The sequence below is a fragment of the Silanimonas sp. genome, assembly GCF_044377035.1.
Lineage (GTDB): Bacteria > Pseudomonadota > Gammaproteobacteria > Xanthomonadales > Xanthomonadaceae > Silanimonas.
Window position 1 is genome coordinate 60,553 of record NZ_JBILJW010000013.1, and the last position, 18,287, is coordinate 78,839.

Genomic DNA, 18,287 nt, shown 5'->3' on the forward strand with positions numbered 1-18,287 from the left:
GGCGGAAGGCCGCGCGAGGGTCGGGATGACGACGTGGATCAGTCGTCGCCGCCCTTCATGTCGTCGTCCACCACCTCGGCGGCGGCCCACTCGAGGGCTTCGCGCTCGCGGCGCTCGCGCTCGGCCTTCTCGACCTGCTCGATCAGCGCTTCGTCGATGTGGCGGGCGGCGATCTCGCGCAGGGCCAGCACGGTCGGCTTGTCTTCGTGCTCGCTGTTGTCGAGGGTCGGCTCGGCACCCTTGGCCAGCTGGCGGGCGCGCTTCGAGGCCAGAACGACCAGCTCGAAGCGGTTGTTCACGACGTCCAGGCAATCTTCAACGGTGATGCGGGCCATGCGGTACTCCGGCGCGGCGGGCCGACGGGCCTGCCTTCAAAGACCGCGCAGGATAGCGGGCGGGCCGCCGGCGGGCAAGGAAAATCCCCGCCCGGGCCTGAACGAGCCTACCGACCCACCAATCAGATCAACGACTTGCAGGGGATCAAGGCTCGTAGCCCGCCATCAGCCCGGCGAACAGGCCGGCGTGACGACGCGCCTGGGCCTCACGCCGCAGGCGGTGGGCGATGAAGATCGAACGCAGCTCGTTGGCCGCCGTGTCGAAGTGCTCGTTGACGATCCAGTAGTCGAACTCGGACGCGTGCGACATCTCCTCCTGCGCGGCGGCGAGACGCTGGGCGATGACCGCCTCGCTGTCCTGCCCGCGGTTGCGCATGCGGGTCTCGAGGGTGTCGGTGGACGGCGGCAGGATGAAGACGCTGACTGCGTCGGGGATCTTCTGCCGGACCTGGCGGGCGCCCTGCCAGTCGATCTCGAGCAGCACGTCCTTGCCCGCAGCCAGCTGCGGCTCGACCGACTGCCGGGCCGTGCCCTTGTAGTCGCCGTGCACCAGCGCGTATTCGAAGAAGTCGCCGGCGGCGATCATCCGCTCGAACTCGGCCTTGTCGACGAAGTGGTAGTGGTGGGCGTGGCGTTCGCCGGGGCGGGGCGCGCGCGAGGTGTAGCTGATCGACAGGGCGATGCCCGGTTCGCGGGCGAGGACGGCGTTGACCATGCTCGACTTGCCGGCGCCGGAGGGCGCGGCGACGACGAACAGGGTGCCGCGTTCGACGGGGGCGTTGGGGTGGCTCATGCGGGGCGGGCCTCCGGCCTCACTCGATGTTCTGCACTTGTTCGCGGACCTGCTCGATCAGCACCTTCAGTTCGACCGAGGCCTGGGTCAAGCGGGCGTCGACGGCCTTCGAGCCCAGCGTGTTCGCCTCGCGGTTGAACTCCTGCAGCAGGAAATCGAGGCGGCGGCCAACGGCCTCGCCGCGCTTCATGGCATGGCGGGCCTCGACCACGTGGGTGGCGAGGCGGTCGAGCTCCTCGTCGACGTCGGCGCGCTGCAGCAGCAGGACGAGTTCCTGCTCGAGGCGGGCCGGATCGACCTCGACCTTCAGTTCGCCGAAGCGGGTCTCGATGCGCTGGCGGATCGCGCTGCGCAGCTCCGGAAGGACGCCGCGCACGGTGGCGATGATCGCTTCGATGGCCTTCAGGCGCTCCTCGATCAACGCGGCGAGCGCCTTGCCCTCGCGTTCGCGATGGGCGAGGAAGTCGGCCAGCAGCGCGTCGGCCAGCGCGGCGGCCTCGGCGCGCAGGGCGTCCATGTCGGTGCCGGCATCGGCCAGGACGCCGGGGAAGGCGAGCAGGTCGGTGAAGCTGGTTTCCAGCGTGCTGAAGCGCGCGGCGAAGGTGGCGTGCAGCTCGGTGAGCTGTTGCAGGCGCGCCTCGTTCACGCTCAGCGGGCGAAGGGCGTCGCCGCTGCTGCGCAGGCGAAGGCCGAGGTCGAGCTTTCCGCGCGAGATCTTGGCGGCGATCTTCTCGCGCAGCATCGGCTCCAGCACGCGCAGTTCGTCCGGCAGGCGCAGGGAGAGTTCGAGGTAGCGATGGTTCACCGCACGCAGCTCGAGGGCGAGCGTGCCGGCGGCGGTGGCGCGTTCGACCGCGGCGAAGGCGGTCATGCTGCGGATCATGCGGGTGGCTCGCGCGGCGGGCGGCAGGGACGCGGATGGTAAACTCCGCGCCCTTTCGCCACCACCGGCCCGCACCATGACCGTCATCGCCCGCCCCAGTGGCCGCCAACCCGACCAGATGCGCGAGGTCCGCATCGAGCGCCGCTACACCAAGCACGCCGAAGGCTCGGTGCTGGTGAGCTTCGGCGACACCAAGGTGCTCTGCACCGCCAGCGTCGAGGAGCGCGTGCCGGGCTTCCTGCGCGGCAAGGGCGAAGGCTGGATCACCGCCGAGTACGGCATGCTGCCGCGCTCGACCAACTCGCGCATGGGCCGCGAGGCAGCCCAGGGCAAGCAGGGCGGCCGCACGCTGGAGATCCAGCGCCTGATCGGCCGCAGCCTGCGGGCCTGCGTGGATCGCAACGCACTGGGCGAACGCACCATCACGCTCGACTGCGACGTGCTGCAGGCCGACGGCGGCACGCGCACCGCGGCGATCACCGGCGCCTACGTGGCCCTGGTGGATGCGGTCTCGACGCTGAAGACCTCGCGCAACCCGATCTTCGGCGCCGTGGCGGCGGTCTCGGTGGGCATCTACCGCGGCGAACCGGTGCTCGACCTCGACTACGCCGAAGACAGCGACTGCGATACCGACATGAACGTGGTGATGAACGACGGCGGTGGTTTCATCGAGGTGCAAGGCACCGCCGAGGGCCATGCCTTCCGCCGCAGCGAGATGGACGCGATGCTGGCTTTGGCCGAGAAGGGCATCGCCGAGCTGGTCGCTGCGCAGCGCGCGGCGCTGGCGGGCTGAACACTCCCGAATGAACCGCCACCTCGCCCTCTTCGCGCTCGTCGTCGACGATTACGACACCGCCATCCGCCACTACGTCGATGATCTTGGCTTCACGCTCGTCTGCGACGAGGACCGCGGCAACGGCAAGCGCTGGGTGGAAGTGACGCCCTCGCCCACCTCGCAGTGCCGCGTGCTGCTGGCGAAGGCCGCGACGGAAGCGCAAAAGACCCGCATCGGCGACCAGACCGGCGGGCGCGTCGGCTTCTTCCTGCACACCGATGATTTCGACCGCGACCACGCGGCGATGACCGCCCGCGGCGTGCGTTTCGCGGAAACCCCGCGCGACGAGCCCTACGGCAAGGTGGTGGTCTTCATCGACCGCTACGGAAACCGCTGGGACCTGATCCAGCCAGCCATTGGCGGAGCGCAGGCATGAAGGTGGTCCTCGCCAGCGGCAACAAGGGCAAGCTCGCCGAACTCGGCGAGCTGCTGGCCGGCGCCGGGCTCGAACTCGTGCCGCAGGGCGCGCTGGGCATCGCGGATCCGGTCGAGGACGGCCACACCTTCGTCGAGAACGCGCTGATCAAGGCGCGCAACGCGTCGAGGCTTTCCGGCCTCCCCGCGCTGGCCGACGACTCCGGCCTGATCGTCGATGCGCTCGGCGGCGCGCCGGGCCTCATCAGCGCGCACTACGCCGGCGTGCACGGCGACGCGGCGGGCAATATCGCCAAACTGCTCGGCGAACTGCAGGGCGTGCCGACGGAACGCCGCACGGCGCGCTTCTATTGCTGCCTCGTGCTGCTGCGCCACGCCGAGGACCCGCAACCACTCATCGCTGAAGGCGAATGGCCGGGCCTGATCCTCGACGCGCCGCGCGGTGACGGCGGCTTCGGCTACGACCCCGTGTTCTTCGACCCGGCCACCGGGCTCGGGGCCGGCGAGATGCCGCCCGAGCAGAAGAACCCGATCAGCCACCGTGGCCGGGCATTGGCCGTGCTCAAGGCCCGACTGGCGGACTGGATCGCGCGCGGCGCGGCCGGCGGCTGACCCATGCACGCGCACGGCGAGCACTGCACCCCCGACTGCGCGCATGACCGCGCGCACGACACCGCCCCGGCCCTCGTGCCGGGCCCGCTGGCGCTCTACATCCACATCCCTTGGTGCGTGCGGAAGTGCCCGTACTGCGACTTCAACTCGCACCAGCGGCCGCAGGAACTCCCGGTGGCCGAGTACGTCGCCGCGCTGGTGCGCGACCTCGAGTTCGACCTGCCGAACGTCTGGGGCCGCACGGTGCACAGCGTGTTCTTCGGCGGTGGCACGCCCAGCCTGTTCCCCGCCTCGGCCATCAACGACATCCTCGCGGCCTGCAGTGCGCGCCTGCGCTTCGCACCGGGCGCGGAAGTGACACTGGAATGCAATCCGGGCACGGCCGAGTTCGACCGCTTCGAGGGCTATCGCGCCGCCGGCGTGAACCGCTTGAGCTTCGGCGTGCAGAGCTTCGACGACGGCTGTTTGCGGGCCCTCGGCCGCATCCACGACAGCGGGGAGGCGGAGCGCGCGGTGAAGCTGGCGCAGGACGCCGGCCTCGACAACCTCAACATCGACCTGATGTACGCACTGCCGAACCAGACGATGGCGATGGCGCTGCACGACGTCGAGCGCGCGGTCGCCCTGCAGCCGGCGCACCTCTCGCACTACCACCTGACGATGGAGCCCAACACCGTCTTCGCCGCGCGCCCGCCCGAGGGCCTGCCGGATGAAGACGACGCGTGGGCGATGCAGGAGGCCTGCCAGCAGCGGGTCGCGGAAGCCGGTTTCGGCCACTACGAAATCTCAGCCTACGCGAAGCCCGGCCGGCAGAGCCGCCACAACCTCAACTACTGGACCTATGCCGACTACCTCGGCATCGGTGCCGGCGCGCACGGCAAGATCAGCTTCGGCCACGACGGCCGCATCCTGCGCCGCTGGAAGAAGAAGAACCCGCGCGAGTACCTCGCCGCCCTTGCCATTGGATCGCCGGAGGGAGCGCACATCGGCGGCGACGAGGACGTGCTGATGCCGGCGCGCCCCTTCGACTACATGCTCAACCGACTGCGCCTGCATGCCCCGTTCGCGCTCACCGAGTTCGAGCAGGCCACCGGCCTGTCGCGCCGCGCGATCGCCGGCGAGATCGTGATGGCCGAAGACCGCGGCTGGCTCGAAGGCAATGGCGAGGTCTATGCGCTCACCGCGCAGGGCCGCAACTTCAACAACGATCTGGTCAGCCTGTTCCTGAAGGACTGACGCCGCGGGCGCTCTGGCTCAGAAGCGGATCGGCGTGGCGTAGGGCACAGGCATGCGCAGGGCCTCGTCGCGGTCGATGCCGCTGATGAGGTGGTGAAGCGCACGGATCACGCCCGCATGCGTGAACCACAGCGTCGGTTCGCGGTGTTCCTCAAGCGCCGCCGCCACGCGCGCTTCCAGATCGAGGTAACGCTCACCGTCCGGCATGCGATAGCCGGTGGGATCCGCCGCCCAGGCATCCAAGGCACCACGATCGATGGCGTGCCAAGGCTGGGATTCCCACTGCCCGAAATGCAGTTCGGCGAGGCGCTCGTCGAACCGGATCCGGCGCACGTCAGACCGCGCCTTCGCCGTCGGCCAAGGGGTGGGCGGCACGCCGCGCGAGGGTTGGACCTCGATGCGGAAGGCCCGCGCGGTGGCTTCGGCCAGTTCACGGGCACGCGAGAGCGGGCTGCTCGCGATGGGCCAATCCGGAAGGGCAAGGCGTAGTCGGCGTGCCGCGTCGCTGACATCGCGCGAATGCACGGGCAAGTCACTGTGGCCGTAGCAGACGCCCTGCCCGCCTTTCACCGGCGTGTGGCGGATGGCGATCAACGGCGGAGGTCGGCGGGTCGACACAGACTTAGGCAAACCAGGGCAGCAGGGGCAGCATCGCGACACAAGCCAGAAGGAAGGCGGTTTCGCCCAATTGTTCAGCACAGCCGAGGGTGTCGCCGGTAAAGCCGCCCAAGCGCCGGCGATACCAGCGGGCGCACCAGGCATGCACCGCGGCGACGGCCGCCGCACCAGCTCCCCACAGTGGCCACGCTGCTGGCTCGCTGGTCGTAAAGGCCAACAGCGGGAGCACCGACAGCCCCAGCGCCACGACGAGCCCGAGTGGCCCGAGGGCGACGGCGAGCGGCTTGCTCTTCCCGTCGTCATCGCGCACGTAATCCAGCCGGGCCATCAGGACCGTCGCGCCGCCGCGTGCCACGACGTGCGCGGCCAATAGCGCCGGCACCGCAACCACCAGTGGCAAGGCTGCCAACGCCGCCCAACGCAGGCCGGTGACCAGCAGCAGGGCAAGCGCGCCGTAACTGCCAAGACGAGAGTCCTTCATGATCACGAGCGCCTTCGCGCGATCGACATGGCCGCCCAGCGCATCGAAGGTGTCGGCAAGGCCGTCCTCGTGGAACGCCCCAGTGACGATGGCACCCACGGCCAGCGCCAAGCCCGCTGCGATCGGCATCGGGAGCACCTGGGCGGCCCCCCACAGGGTCGCGGCGCTCAGCCCCCCGACGATCAGGCCAACGGCCGGGAACCATTTCGCCGCGTCGTTCAACCACTCGGGGTGAAAGCCCTCGAAGTGCGGCGTAGGAAGGCGGGTAAAGAACTGCACCGCCAGCCAGAACGCGCGCCACTCGCGGCGGAACACGCCCAGCGGCGCGGCGTCATTCGACTCGACGTTCACGCGCGATCCGAGACGCCGGCGCTGTCAAACGTGGCCATCTCGGCCAGCAGGGCGCAAGCCGCTCGAAGCAGGGGCAGCGCGAGGATCGCACCACTGCCCTCTCCCAAGCGCAGGCCGAGCGCCAGCAGGGGCTCGGCGTCGAGCTGGGCCAGCCAACGCGCATGGGGCGCCTCGGCCGACACGTGCGCGAACACCAGGAAAGGCTTGATCGCGGGGTCGATGGCGAGGGCGAGCGCCGCCGCCGCGGTCGCAATGAAGCCATCGACCACGACAAGGGCCCGAACCGAACCGGCGCCAAGCAGTGCGCCGGCCATCATCGCGATCTCGAAGCCACCGACCGCGGCGAGCACGCGCAGCGCGCCATCCGACGTACCGACGATTGGACGCTCTGTGTGCGCGGCGAGATTGTTCGCCTTCAGCGCTCGGGCGACGACCTTGGCCTTGCGCGTCAGGCCCGCATCATCAACGCCCGTGCCACGGCCGACGCAATCGGACGGTGATTCCCCCGTGAGCGCTGCCATGATCGCAGCGGCGCTGGTGGTGTTGCCGATGCCCATCTCGCCAAGCACCAGCACCGACTGCGCGGCCAAGCCGCGGCCGATCGCGACGCCCGCTTCCAGAGCGGCGACGGCCTGCGGGGCGCCCATCGCCGGCCCGTTGGCGAAGTTGGCCGTGCCGTTGGCGATGCGGCGCGAGAGCAGCATCGGATGGTCGGCCAGCACCGAGGCCACGCCGGCATCAACGACCGCAAGGCGCGCATCGAACTGCCGCGCGAGCACGCTGATGGCGGCGCCCCCGGCGAGGAAGTTCGCCACCATCTGCGCAGTGACGGCCTGTGGGTACGGCGAGACGCCCTCGGCGACCACGCCGTGGTCCCCCGCGAACACGCGCACCTCGGCCTGCGCCACCCGCGGGTCGACGCAGTCCTGCACCAGGGCGAGCTGCAGCGCCAGGTCCTCGAGTCGGCCCAGGGATCCCGGCGGTTTGGTCTTGTTGTCGAGCGCGTGGCGTACCCGGCGCGCGAGGTCACCATCGACCTCGATACGAGGCAGCGTGGGCGGCGTGAACGACGCGGCAGGGGCGGCGCTCGACGGAGGGGCTTCGGCAGGCATCGGGACTTCACGGAACACGGAACAGGCCGAGCAGTATCGTTCGCCAAGGAGGTTTTTCCCATGCTGCGTTCCCGCTCCATCGACTGCCCGTACTGCGGCGAACCCATCGAGGTCGAGATCGAAACGACCGACGAGGCGCAGCGCTACATCGAGGACTGTCAGGTGTGCTGCCGGCCGATCGAGTTCGAGCTGCGCCCCGGTGCCCGCGGAGGACGGCTGCGGGTATTCCGCGACGACGAGTGAGCCGAGGCCTTCACGAATCCGCTACACTCCGCCACGCTGAAGGTGTTCGGGAAGCCGGTGTGAATCCGGCACTGCCCCCGCAACGGTAATCCGCCAACCACCTGCCAGATCGCCACTGGGGCTAGCCCTGGGAAGGCGGCAGGCCGCGATGCGCCACGCATCGCAAGCGGAGAGTCCGGAGACCGGCCTTCAGACCGTCGACGCGCCACATCCCGGGCGCGTGGGCGGTCATGGCGCGCTGCGGTGGGCAGCGAGGCGTGGGCTCGGCCTCGCTTCGTCGCGGCCGATCGACGTCCTTGCGTTCCCGCTCGCGCCTCCCGCGGGTGTGCGCTGCAAAAACCAAGGATGTCCATGAACCGTTCTTCCCTCGCCGCCGGCCTCGCGCTGGCGGTTGCCGCTCCCATCGTCGTTTCCGCGCCGACATCGTCCGCCGACGCCAGCGGCGGCGCCGAAACCCTCGACACCATCGTCGTCACCGCCACCCGTTCGCCGACGCCGATCGCGCGCGGACTGGCCGCGACCACCGTGCTCGACCGTTCCGCCATCGAGCAGGCGCAGGCTCCCGACCTGATCGACCTGCTCGCCCGCCAAGCCGGCATCGACGTGTCGCGCACCGGCGGCCCCGGGTCGCTGTCCACGTTGTTCCTGCGCGGCGGCAACTCCAACCACACGCTCGTGTTGATCGACGGCGTGCGCGTGAACTCGGTACAGCAAGGCCAATACGACCTCGCGAACCTGCCGCTGGACCGCATCGAACGCATCGAGATCGTGCGCGGCCCACGCGCGGCGCTGTGGGGTTCGGACGCCATCGGCGGCGTCATCCAGATCTTCACCCGCGACCCCGGAGAGCGCGGCGCCCAGGTGCGACTCGGCAGCTTCCAGCGCGTCGAAAGCGCCGCGCAATGGGGCGTCTCCGGCGAGCGCGGCAGCTTCGGCATCGGCGGTGGCGTGCAGGACGCGGAGGGCTACAACGTCAGCACGCCGTCGAGCTTCGGTTTCGACCCGGACCGCGATGGCTTCCGCAATCGCCACCTGAGCCTCGGCGGCCGCACCACGCTCGGCACGCAGGCCGTCGGGGTGAACCTGCTCTCGACCGTGGCCGACGTCGAGTTCGATCGCGGCTTGACGGAGTCGCACTCGGTGAGCGGCGGCGCCACCCTAGGTGGCCCGCTGGCGGCGCGCTGGTCGCACAGCCTCGCGCTCGGTGAAGCGCGCGAAGACCTCCGCACGCGCTCGAGTTTCGGCAGCCGTTTCGAAAGCCGTCGCCGCTCGGCGGACTGGCTGCACGACCTCGCGCTGGCGGACGGCCAGGCCCTGCTGTTCGGCCTCAACCGCGTGGACGAGGACGCGCTGTCCCGCAACGCGGCCAATGCCATCGTCTACGACCGCAGCCGCCACAACACGGGCGTGTTCACCGCATGGCGCGGTGCCATCGGCGCCCAGCAATGGGACCTCGCCGCGCGCCGCGACGACAACAGCCAGTTCGGTCAGGCGACCACCGCGCAGGTGGCTTGGGGCTTGGCCTTCGGCGACGGCTGGCGCCTGCGGGCAAGCTGGGGCCAGGGCTTCCGGGCCCCGAACACCAACGAGTTGTACTCGCCGGGCTTCGGCGGCTTCTTCGCTGGCAATCCGAACCTTGACCCGGAACGCTCGCGCAGCGCCGAGCTCGGGCTCGGCTGGCAGGGCGAGGACGGCGGGCTCGAGCTTTCCGCCTACCGCAGCCGGGTGACCGACCTGATCGCTTTCGCCGGACCCACCTTCGGCGCGACCAACATCAACCAGGCGCGGCTGGATGGCGTGGAGTTGGACGGCCGCTGGACGCTGGGCCGCCTCGGCATCCGCGGCAACGTCGGCTGGCAGCGCGCCGAGAACGCCGTCACGGGCGCGCCGCTGTTGCGCCGCGCACCCCGCAAGGCCGCGCTCAGCTTCGACCTGCCTGCGAACGACGGGCTGCGCTTCGGACTGGACGCCACCGCGGCCTCGCGACGGCAGGACTTCGACGGCCCACTCGGGGGCTATACGCGCTTCGACCTGAGGGCCGAGGCCGATCTTGGGCCGGACTGGGCGTTGCGCGCGCGGCTCGAGAACCTGCTTGACCGCCGCTACACCCTGGCCAGCGGCTTCGCCCCCCCGGAGCGCAGCCTGCTCGTCGAGCTGGCCTGGCGCCCCGGTCGCTGAACCCCGCCCGCGACCTTCACCTCGCCGTCCCACAGGGGGCGGCGAGGCTCCGGCCTGCCTGCTATATTCAGTTTCATTGACTATTCGCAATGGGACTTGCGCATGCCCGGCCCAGCGGCCTCCAGCTCGAATTCCCCTGCCAGCCTTTCCAAAAGCAGCTTGCCCCGCAAGGTGCGGCAGATCCTGCAGGGGTTCTACGAACTGGCGGCCGATGCGTTCGAGCGTGAGCTCACTGGGGCGCTGAACGAGTTCGAGCAGCAGGCGTTCAACAACGCCGAGCAGGCCCGCAGCAACAACATCCAGGTGCGCTGGCTGGAAACCCTGCGCACGGTCCGTCGCACCCGCCCCGATCTGGTTCCCCGCTTCCTGCAGGGCGTCGAAGCGCAACTGGCCGCCATCCGCGAACCGAGCGCTACCGAGGCCGAGCGCGCCACGCAGCGCAGCATGGCCGAGCTGTCGTTGATCGAAGCCTCGGAGATGGACGAATCGACGACGCTGGCCGAGATCGGCAGCCGCATCGAGATGCGCCACAGCCTTCCGATCTACCTGCTCGGCCAGCGCTTCGGCGTTCTGGCCGGCAAGCCGGCCTTCGATGCGGAAGCCCTGCCGGTCGGGCCGCAGACGCTGTGCAAGATCCTGCGCCTCGCCGCGGCGAACCTCGAGATCTCTTCCGAACACCGGGTGCTGCTGTACCGCTTGTTCGAGCGCCAGATGCTCGCCGAGTACGGCCGCCTGCTCGAAGCGCTGAACAACCACCTGATCAAGCACGGCGTTCTGCCGGGGCTGCAGTACATGCCGTTCCGCAGCCCGACGGCGCCGCAGGCCCGCGCTGCGTCGAGGCCCGCGGACGCCAAGCCGGTCGAAGGCGACGCCGCGCCCAAGCCGGTCGAACCGCCGGACGCGCGCACCACGGCGCAGACCCCGGCCCATGGCCGCAGCACGGGCCAGATGCCCGCTTACGGCCGCACGACAGGCCAGCCACCGGCCATGGCGCGCGAAGGCGGCGAAGCCGAAGCGCCGCTGCCTTGGCTCCTGCCGGGCGAGGCCGCGGCCTGGGCGCCCGCGGCGCCCTCGGCATCCCCGGTGCAACTGCCCGAGTTCGACCAGATCCGCGACCTGCTGACTTCGCGGCGCTCGATGCTGTCGAAGCTCTCGGGTGGCGGCGCGCAGGCGGCACCGACCGGCCCCGTGCACCAGCCCGCGCCGCAGGAAGTGCAGCACGCCCTCAGCCTGCTGCAACCGAGCACCGCGACCTCGGTGAACATGGGCGGCCGCATCGTGCCGCGCACCGTCGCCCACCTGAAGCAGGACCTGCTCGCCCAGCTGCGCCGCAGCGCGCCGGCCGGCGAATCGCCGGTGCTGCCGGACGAGGACAACGACACCTTCGACCTCGTCGGCATGCTGTTCGACGAACTGGTCAAGGACGTCCGCCCGAGCAGCCAGGCGTCGACCCTGCTCACCAAGCTGCAGGTGCCGCTGCTTCGCGTGGCGCTTTCCGACAAGCGCTTCTTCAACGACAGCCACCACCCGGCGCGGCAGATGCTCAACGCCGTGGCCGAAACCGGCGCCTACTGGCTCGGTGACGACGACGCCGACGGCGCGTTGGTCGGCAAGATGCAGGGCCTGGTCGACCGCACCTTGCGCGACTTCGACGGCGACATGTCGCTGTTCGAGTCGCTGCTGAAGGACCTGAGCTCGCACCTGCAGACGATCGCGCGCAAGGCCGAAGTGGCCGAGCGCCGCCACGTCGAAGCCGCACGCGGCAAGGAGCGGCTTGCGCAGGCGCGCGACCGCGCCGCCGACGCGGTCAAGGAAATCACCGAGGGCAGCGAGCTGCCGGTCTTCACGCGCACGCTGTTGAACCAGGCGTGGACCGACGTGATGGCCCTGACGTCCCTGCGCCACGGCGAAGAGTCGCCGGCGTGGACGCAGCAACTCGAAACGGCGAAGAAGCTCGTCAACCTCGCGAAGCCCGGCGCCGCCGCCGCGGAAGCCGAGGCACCGGCACTCCAGAAGGAAGTCGCCGAATCGCTGCGCCAGGTGGGTTACCACGAGGCGGAATCCGACGCGATCGCCAAGCGCCTGATCGCGCCGGCCACCGAGGCCGCCGTCGACGACGCCGCCAGCCGCACCGAATTGCTGATGCGGATGAAGTCGGCGAACCGCCTCGGCACCACCGAGAAGCCGGCGAAGCCGAAGCCCGAGCAGCTCACGCCGGAGGTGCTGGCCCGCGTCGCGCAGATCAAGACGCTGGCCTTCGGCACCTGGTTCGAATTCGTCACCAACGCGCAGGGCGACCGCGTGCGCCGCCGCCTCTCGTGGTATTCGCCGGTGAGCGGCACGGCGATGTTCGTGAACCACCGCGGCCAGAAGATCGGCGACCAGAGCATCGAGCACCTCGCCATCCAGATGGCGAACGGCCAGGCGAGGCTGGTGGAGGAGGAGGCGAAGGTGAGCCTGCTGGATCGCGCTTGGGGGGCCGTGATGAAGACGCTCTCCGGCTTCGGCGGCACCAGGCTGAAGGAGGCCGTGGCATGACCGGCCCGCACAGCGAGTATCGCCGCGCCAAGCGTCGCCGCGCGACGCACGACATCGCAGTGATCGACAACATGACCGAGCAGGTCGTCGGCAAGATCGGCAACCTGTCGGAATCCGGCGTGCTGCTGATCCTCAGCGCGCAGCCCTGCGCGGACGCGCTCTACCAGCTGCGCTTCGACCTGCCCGTGGGCGGCGGACGCCCGCTGGAGGTCGAGGTCGGCGCGCACGAACTCTGGCAGGACGACGCCGCCGCGCCGGGCCAGGTCTGGGCGGGCTTCCGCTTCATCGACGTCGCCGCGAACTCGCTGGAACACATCCGGCAGTGGGTCGACCAGCCCGGCAGCGACTACGTCTGAACCGTGCCGCGCTGCTCGGCGCGGCCCTGTTGGGTCTCGTCGCCTGCACGCCTGCCGCGCCTTCGCGCGACGCGTGGCCGGTGTTCGGCAGCACGGCCGAGCTGCAGCTTCCTGCAGGCACCGACGAGACGCGCCGCATCGAAGCCCTGCGGGCGCTCGGCGCACACTGGCAACAGCGCGAGCGCGACTGGCACGCCTGGGAACCCTCTGCCCTCACGACCTTCAACGAGGCGCTCGCTGCGCGGGGTGAGGCCGCGGCCCCGCTCGCGCTGCAGGAACTCATCACTCGCAGCCGGCCGCTCGTCCCATCGAGCGGCAGGGCCTTTGATCCCGGCGTCGGCCGGCTCGTCGCGGCCTGGGGCTTCCACACCAGCAGCTACCCGATCCGCACGCCGCCGCCCGTCGACGCGGCGCTGGTGGCGTGGGCCGCGCGCCCCGATTCCCTCGACGATCTGCGCTGCGATGCCGACTGGCGCTGCACCAGCGCCACGCCGGCGTTGCAACTGGACTTCAACGCCATGGCCGAGGGCCTCGCACTGGAGGAAGGCGCGGCCACGTTGCGTGCGATCGGCGTCGAGCACGCGCTGATGAACCTCGGCGGCGACGTGCTGGCGCTCGGCGACAACCAGGGCGCGGCGTGGCGCGTCGGCCTCGACGACGGCGAGGGCGGCGTGCTCGGCGGCGTGGCCTTGCACGATGGCGAGGCCTTCATGAGTTCGGGGCGCTACGCGAAGTACCGCGAGTCGCCCGAGGGCGAACGCTGGCCGCACATCCTCGATCCGCGCACGGGTCGCCCCGCCGTCGGCGCTCGCTTGAGCGCCGTGCTGCACCCCGATCCGGTGGTGGCGGACGCGGCGGCCACGGTCCTGATGGTGGCGGGTCCGGAGGCCTTCGAGCGCACGGTGCGCGGCATGGCGCTGGGCTGCGCGCTGCTCGTGGATGCGAAGGGCCGGGCGTGGATCACCCGCGGGATGGCCGCACGGTTCCAGTGGGAGCGTTCGATGCCCGAGGCCGCGCGCGTCGATTCGGGCGCGGACTGCGGCACGCGTTGACGGGCGCTGCGGCACAATCGGCACTTCGACGCCGCCTTCGATGACCGCCATGTCCAGCCTGTACGCCGAGCACCTCGCCCTCCTGAAGCAGCGCAGCGACGCCGCGCTGGCCAAGGCCGGCTTCGACCACCTCGTCATCGCGTCGGGCGTGGAGAAGTACCAGTTCCTCGACGACCGTCCCTACCCGTTCAAGCCGAACCCGCACTTCAAGCACTGGGTGCCCCTGCAGCAGCACCCGCACAGCTGGATCGCCTACACGCCCGGTTCGAAGCCGGTACTCGCCTACTACCAGCCCGACGACTACTGGCACGTGCCGCCGTCGCCGCCGGAAGGCTTCTGGGTCGAACACTTCGACATCCGCATCCTTCGTGAACCGACGGATGCCGCGGCGCACCTGCCGCGCGGCCGCGTGGCCATCGTCGGCGAGGCCGATGCCGCGCTCGACGGCGTGGTGCCCAACAACCCGAAGGTGCTGCTCGACGAGTTGCACTACCAGCGCGGCTACAAGACCGCCTACGAGCTCGACCGCATGCGCCGCGCGCAGCGCCGCGCGGTGAAGGGCCATCGCGCCGCCGAAGCCGCGTTCCGCGCCGGCGGCTCCGAGCTGGAGATCCACCGCGCCTACCTCGAGGCCACCGGCCACGGCGACCTCGACCTGCCCTACACCAACATCATCGGCCTCAATGCCCACGCCGCGGTGCTGCACTACCAGTACCAGTCGCCGGAGCGCCCTGCGAAGCCGCTGAGCTTCCTCATCGACGCCGGTGCCGAGGTGGACGGCTACGCCTCCGACATCACCCGCACTTACGCCGCGCACGACGGCGCCTTCGCCGACCTCATCGCCGCTGTCGACGACGAGCAGCAGGCGCTGTGCGGCATGGTGCGCAACGGCGCCGACTACCGCGACCTGCACCTCGGATGCCACCTGCGCCTCGGCAGCGTGCTGCGCAACGCCAGCATCGTCGACATGGATCCGGGCGCGATGGTGAGCGAAGGCGTGACCAGCGTGTTCTTCCCGCACGGCCTCGGCCACCCGATCGGCTTGCAGGTGCACGACGTCGCCGGCCGCCACGATGCCAACGGCAACGAGATCCCGCGCCCCACCGGCCACCCCTACCTGCGCACCACGCGCGTGCTGGGCCCCGGCATGGTCGTCACCATCGAGCCGGGCCTGTACTTCATTCCGACGCTGCTGGCGAAGCTGAAGGCCGGCCCGCACGCCAAGGCCGTGGACTGGGACCAGGTCGACGCGCTGACGCCCTATGGCGGCGTGCGCATCGAGGACGAAGTCGTGTGCACCGAGGGCGCACCGGAGAACATCACGCGGGATGCGTTCGCGGAGGGCTGAGCGCCTTACAGCGCGGCCAGCACCCTCGCGACGAGGCCTTCGACATCGGCCGCGTCGGTGATGACATGCACCTCCGGGCGCTCCGGCGCCTCGTAGTCGCCACCCACGCCGATGGCGTGGCTGAGGCCACCCGCTTTCGCCTTGGCGTACAGCCCCTTCGGGTCACGCGCTGCGCAGGTCTCGGGTGAGGCGTCGACGAAGACCTCGATGAACTCGCCGGGCGCGAAGCGCGCGCGCACGGCGTCCCGATCGGCGCGGAAGGGCGAGATGGCGCTGACGATGACCACCAGGCCGGCGTCGACCATCAGCTTCGCCACTTCGCCCAAACGCCGCACGTGCTCGCGGCGATCCTCGGGCGCGAAGCCAAGGTCTTTCGAAAGACCGCCGCGGACGTTGTCACCATCCAGCAGCATGGTGTGGCGGCCCTCGGCGTGCAGGCGGCGTTCCAGTGCATCGGCAAGCGTGCTCTTGCCGGCGCCCGAAAGCCCGGTGAGCCACACGCAGCGCGCGTGCTGGCCCTTGGCCTTCGCGCGCTCAGTGGGTCCAACGCTGAAGGCTTGCGCGTAGGCGCGTTCGCTGCCGCGCGCGATGGGCTCGATGACGAGACCGGCGCCGGCTGTCGCGTTCGTTGCGCGGTCCACAAGGATGAAGCGGCCCAGCGCGTCGCCGTCGGCGAACGACGCGAGTGGCAGCGGCTGGTCGAGGCTCAGTTCGACGCGGCCGATGCTGTTCAAGGCCAGCGCGTCCACACCGTGCGTGCCGCCGCTGTGGATGTCGCGCAGATGCTCGATGGCCGCGACCGTGGCCACGGCCTGCTTCGGGCCCACGCGCAGCGCATAGCGCTGGCCGGGCCGCAGCGGCGTGGCGTCGAGCCACACGAGGTCGGCGCGCAGGCGATCGACCGCGGACGGCGCGTGGTCGATACCGACGATCACATCGCCACGCGAAACATCGACCTCCTCGTTGAACACCAGGGTCACCGGCTGCCCGGCCTCCGCTTCGACAAGCTCGCGGCCAGGGCCGATGACGCGCGCGACGGTGGCGCGGGTGCCGGCCGGCAGCACCTGCACCGCGTCGCCCACGCGCACGCGACCGCGCACCGGCGTGCCGACGAAGCCGCGGAAATCCTGGTGCGGGCGGTTCACCCACTGCACCGGCAGCACGAAGCCGCTGTCGCTCGATGGGCTGCGCGCGGGCAAGGCCTCCAGCGCCGGCAGCAGCGGCTTGCCGTGGAACCACGGCGTCTGCGCCGAACGGGCCAGCACGTTGTCGCCGTGCAGGGCGGACAGCGGAATGGCCTGCACCTCCGCGAAGCCGAGTTCGTCGGCCAGCACGCGGTAGTCGGCCACGATGGCCTTGAAACGCGCCTCGTCCCAGCCCGCGAGGTCCATCTTGTTCACGGCCAGCACCACGCGGGTGATCCCGAGCAGGCGGACGATGCGCGAATGACGACGCGTCTGCGCCAGAACGCCCTTGCGCGCATCGACCAGCACGACGGCCGCGTCGGCGGTGGAGGCACCGGTGGCCATGTTCCGCGTGTACTGCTCATGGCCGGGGCAATCGGCCACCACGAAACGCCGCCGCGGGCTGGAGAAATAGCGGTAGGCCACGTCGATGGTGATGCCCTGCTCGCGCTCGGCCTCGAGGCCGTCCACCAGCAGGGCGAAGTCCAGCGCGCCGCCCTGCGTGCCGATGCGCGCGCTGTCCTTGGCGAGCGTAGTGAGCTGGTCGTCGGCGAGACTGCCGCTGTCGTGCAGCAGGCGGCCGATCAGCGTGCTCTTGCCGTCGTCGACGCTGCCGCAGGTGATGAAGCGCAGCTGCGGCAGGGCTTCGTGGTCGGCCAGCGCGCGACGCGCGTCGGGGCGCGGCCCGGGCAGGCCGTCGTCATCGGGCAATCGGTAAGCGGGCGTGCCGTCCATCAGAAGTAACCCTCGAGTTTCTTCAGCTCCATCGAGCTGTTCGGGTCGTGGTCGATCACGCGGCCCTGGCGTTCGGAGGTCGTGGCCACGAGCAATTCCTCGACGATGGCTTCGACGGAATCCGCCTCGGATTCGATGCCACCGGTGAGCGGGTAGCAGCCCAGCGTGCGGAAGCGCACCTTCTTCTCCGCCGGCCGCTCGCCGGGGCGCAGCGGCAGGCGTTCGTCGTCGACCATGATCAGGGTGCCGTCGCGCTCGACCACGGGACGCGTCTCGGCGAAGTACAGCGGCGGCAGTTCGATGCCCTCGCGCAGGATGTAGAGCCACACGTCGAGCTCGGTCCAGTTCGAGATCGGGAAGGCGCGAACGCTCTCGCCCTTGTGGATGCGGCCGTTGTAGAGGTCCCAGAACTCCGGGCGCTGCGCCTTCGGGTCCCAGCGCTGGTGGGCATCGCGGAAGCTGAAGACGCGCTCCTTCGCCCGCGATTTCTCCTCGTCGCGACGCGCACCGCCGATCGCGCAGTCGTAGCCGCCGCGCGCCAGCGCCTGCCGCAGGCCCTGCGTGCGCATCACGTCGGTGTGCACGGCCGCGCCGTGGATGAAGGGGTTGATGCCGGCCTTCAGCCCGTCCTCATTGATGTGCACGCGCAGCTCGACGTCGAGGCGGTCGGGCACCTGGTCGCGGAATTCGTAGGTCTGGCGGAACTCGAAGGTGCTGTCGATGTGCAGCAGCGGGATCGGCGGCGGCGCGGGATAGAAGGCTTTCTTCAACAGGTGCAGGAGCACCGTGCTGTCCTTGCCGATGGAGTACAGCAGCACCGGATTGCGGAACTGCGCCGCCACCTCGCGGAGGATGTGCAGGCTCTCCGCTTCGAGGCGGTCGAGGTGGGACAGGGCCATGGGGCGACGTCGAAGGAGGGGGCGGTGCCCGATGGGGCGCAGTATCGAAATGCCGTCGCCCTCGCCGGAAATGCCCGGCCGTTATCTCCCTATGCCCCGCGAGCGACGGCCGCGGCACATGCA

At 70.4% G+C, this 18,287-nt stretch carries 18 protein-coding genes and 1 riboswitch; of the genes, 10 read left to right on the forward strand and 8 right to left on the reverse strand.

Translation table 11 applies throughout. The annotated features are described in order from the left end of the window. Positions 1-38: 38 nt before the first annotated feature. From rpoZ to ACIQ6S_RS08960, 3 genes are all read right to left on the reverse strand, one after another. On the reverse strand, positions 39-335 hold the full coding sequence (gene rpoZ, locus ACIQ6S_RS08950; RefSeq protein ID WP_397572366.1) for a DNA-directed RNA polymerase subunit omega: 297 nt from the start codon (positions 333-335) through the stop codon (positions 39-41). A gap of 145 nt (positions 336-480) precedes the next feature. Next, positions 481-1,128 carry a guanylate kinase gene (gene gmk / locus ACIQ6S_RS08955; protein ID WP_397572365.1) on the reverse strand — a complete coding sequence of 216 codons (648 nt, stop codon included), beginning with the start codon at positions 1,126-1,128 and terminating at the stop codon, positions 481-483. A 19-nt stretch (positions 1,129-1,147) separates the two neighbouring features. Next, a complete protein-coding gene (locus ACIQ6S_RS08960) occupies positions 1,148-2,011 on the reverse strand; it encodes a YicC/YloC family endoribonuclease (RefSeq protein ID WP_397608054.1) in 864 nt (287 codons plus the stop codon). 76 nt (positions 2,012-2,087) lie between these two features. Here ACIQ6S_RS08960 and rph point away from each other — a divergent pair, with 76 nt between their 5' ends. Genes rph through hemW form a run of 4 tightly spaced genes read left to right on the forward strand, consistent with a single transcriptional unit; the run spans position 2,088 to position 5,069 of the window. Next, on the forward strand, positions 2,088-2,804 hold the full coding sequence (rph, locus tag ACIQ6S_RS08965; RefSeq protein ID WP_297875613.1) for a ribonuclease PH: 717 nt from the start codon (positions 2,088-2,090) through the stop codon (positions 2,802-2,804). A 10-nt stretch (positions 2,805-2,814) separates the two neighbouring features. After that, a complete protein-coding gene (locus tag ACIQ6S_RS08970) occupies positions 2,815-3,222 on the forward strand; it encodes a VOC family protein (protein WP_397608055.1) in 408 nt (135 codons plus the stop codon). Next, positions 3,219-3,833 (forward strand): RdgB/HAM1 family non-canonical purine NTP pyrophosphatase, encoded by a 615-nt coding sequence (rdgB, locus tag ACIQ6S_RS08975; protein ID WP_397608056.1) that lies wholly within the window; start codon positions 3,219-3,221, stop codon positions 3,831-3,833. Before ACIQ6S_RS08970 ends, rdgB begins: the two co-directional genes overlap by 4 nt. A gap of 3 nt (positions 3,834-3,836) precedes the next feature. Further along, positions 3,837-5,069, forward strand: a complete 1,233-nt coding sequence (gene hemW, locus ACIQ6S_RS08980; protein WP_397608057.1) for a radical SAM family heme chaperone HemW — start codon at positions 3,837-3,839, stop codon at positions 5,067-5,069. A gap of 18 nt (positions 5,070-5,087) precedes the next feature. On the opposite strand, the gene ACIQ6S_RS08985 is transcribed toward hemW, so the two are convergent. The 3 genes from ACIQ6S_RS08985 to cobT are packed head-to-tail and all read right to left on the reverse strand — an operon-like array spanning position 5,088 to position 7,631. Continuing rightward, positions 5,088-5,663, reverse strand: coding sequence for a histidine phosphatase family protein (locus ACIQ6S_RS08985; protein WP_397608058.1), 576 nt, complete (start codon positions 5,661-5,663; stop codon positions 5,088-5,090). A 28-nt stretch (positions 5,664-5,691) separates the two neighbouring features. Beyond that, on the reverse strand, positions 5,692-6,519 hold the full coding sequence (gene cobS / locus ACIQ6S_RS08990) for an adenosylcobinamide-GDP ribazoletransferase (protein WP_397608059.1): 828 nt from the start codon (positions 6,517-6,519) through the stop codon (positions 5,692-5,694). After that, positions 6,516-7,631 carry a nicotinate-nucleotide--dimethylbenzimidazole phosphoribosyltransferase gene (gene cobT / locus ACIQ6S_RS08995; protein WP_397608060.1) on the reverse strand — a complete coding sequence of 372 codons (1,116 nt, stop codon included), beginning with the start codon at positions 7,629-7,631 and terminating at the stop codon, positions 6,516-6,518. Before cobT ends, cobS begins: the two co-directional genes overlap by 4 nt. 60 nt (positions 7,632-7,691) lie before the next feature. On the opposite strand from cobT, the gene ACIQ6S_RS09000 reads away from it, so the two are divergent. The 6 genes from ACIQ6S_RS09000 (at position 7,692) to pepQ (ending at position 15,346) form a co-directional block, all read left to right on the forward strand. Next, entirely contained in the window at positions 7,692-7,874 is a 183-nt protein-coding gene (locus tag ACIQ6S_RS09000) for a CPXCG motif-containing cysteine-rich protein (protein WP_397572357.1), read from the forward strand. 23 nt (positions 7,875-7,897) lie between these two features. Continuing rightward, positions 7,898-8,080: riboswitch (cobalamin riboswitch) on the forward strand. A 145-nt stretch (positions 8,081-8,225) separates the two neighbouring features. After that, the gene (locus ACIQ6S_RS09005) at positions 8,226-10,052 is read left to right on the forward strand and encodes a TonB-dependent receptor domain-containing protein (protein ID WP_397608061.1); all 1,827 of its coding nucleotides are present in this window, start codon (positions 8,226-8,228) and stop codon (positions 10,050-10,052) included. Between the two features lie 159 nt (positions 10,053-10,211). Continuing rightward, positions 10,212-12,590, forward strand: coding sequence for a DUF1631 domain-containing protein (locus ACIQ6S_RS09010; RefSeq protein WP_397608062.1), 2,379 nt, complete (start codon positions 10,212-10,214; stop codon positions 12,588-12,590). Then, positions 12,587-12,946, forward strand: a complete 360-nt coding sequence (locus ACIQ6S_RS09015; protein ID WP_397608063.1) for a PilZ domain-containing protein — start codon at positions 12,587-12,589, stop codon at positions 12,944-12,946. The genes ACIQ6S_RS09010 and ACIQ6S_RS09015 overlap by 4 nt, the downstream gene beginning before the upstream one ends. 29 nt (positions 12,947-12,975) lie before the next feature. Then, the gene (locus ACIQ6S_RS09020; RefSeq protein WP_397608064.1) at positions 12,976-13,998 is read left to right on the forward strand and encodes an FAD:protein FMN transferase; all 1,023 of its coding nucleotides are present in this window, start codon (positions 12,976-12,978) and stop codon (positions 13,996-13,998) included. 40 nt (positions 13,999-14,038) lie between these two features. After that, the gene (gene pepQ / locus ACIQ6S_RS09025) at positions 14,039-15,346 is read left to right on the forward strand and encodes a Xaa-Pro dipeptidase (protein WP_397608065.1); all 1,308 of its coding nucleotides are present in this window, start codon (positions 14,039-14,041) and stop codon (positions 15,344-15,346) included. 5 nt (positions 15,347-15,351) lie between these two features. On the opposite strand, the gene cysC is transcribed toward pepQ, so the two are convergent. Next, on the reverse strand, positions 15,352-17,265 hold the full coding sequence (gene cysC, locus ACIQ6S_RS09030) for an adenylyl-sulfate kinase (RefSeq protein WP_397608066.1): 1,914 nt from the start codon (positions 17,263-17,265) through the stop codon (positions 15,352-15,354). After that, a complete protein-coding gene (gene cysD, locus ACIQ6S_RS09035) occupies positions 17,265-18,164 on the reverse strand; it encodes a sulfate adenylyltransferase subunit CysD (RefSeq protein WP_397608067.1) in 900 nt (299 codons plus the stop codon). The genes cysC and cysD overlap by 1 nt, the downstream gene beginning before the upstream one ends. Positions 18,165-18,287: the final 123 nt, after the last annotated feature.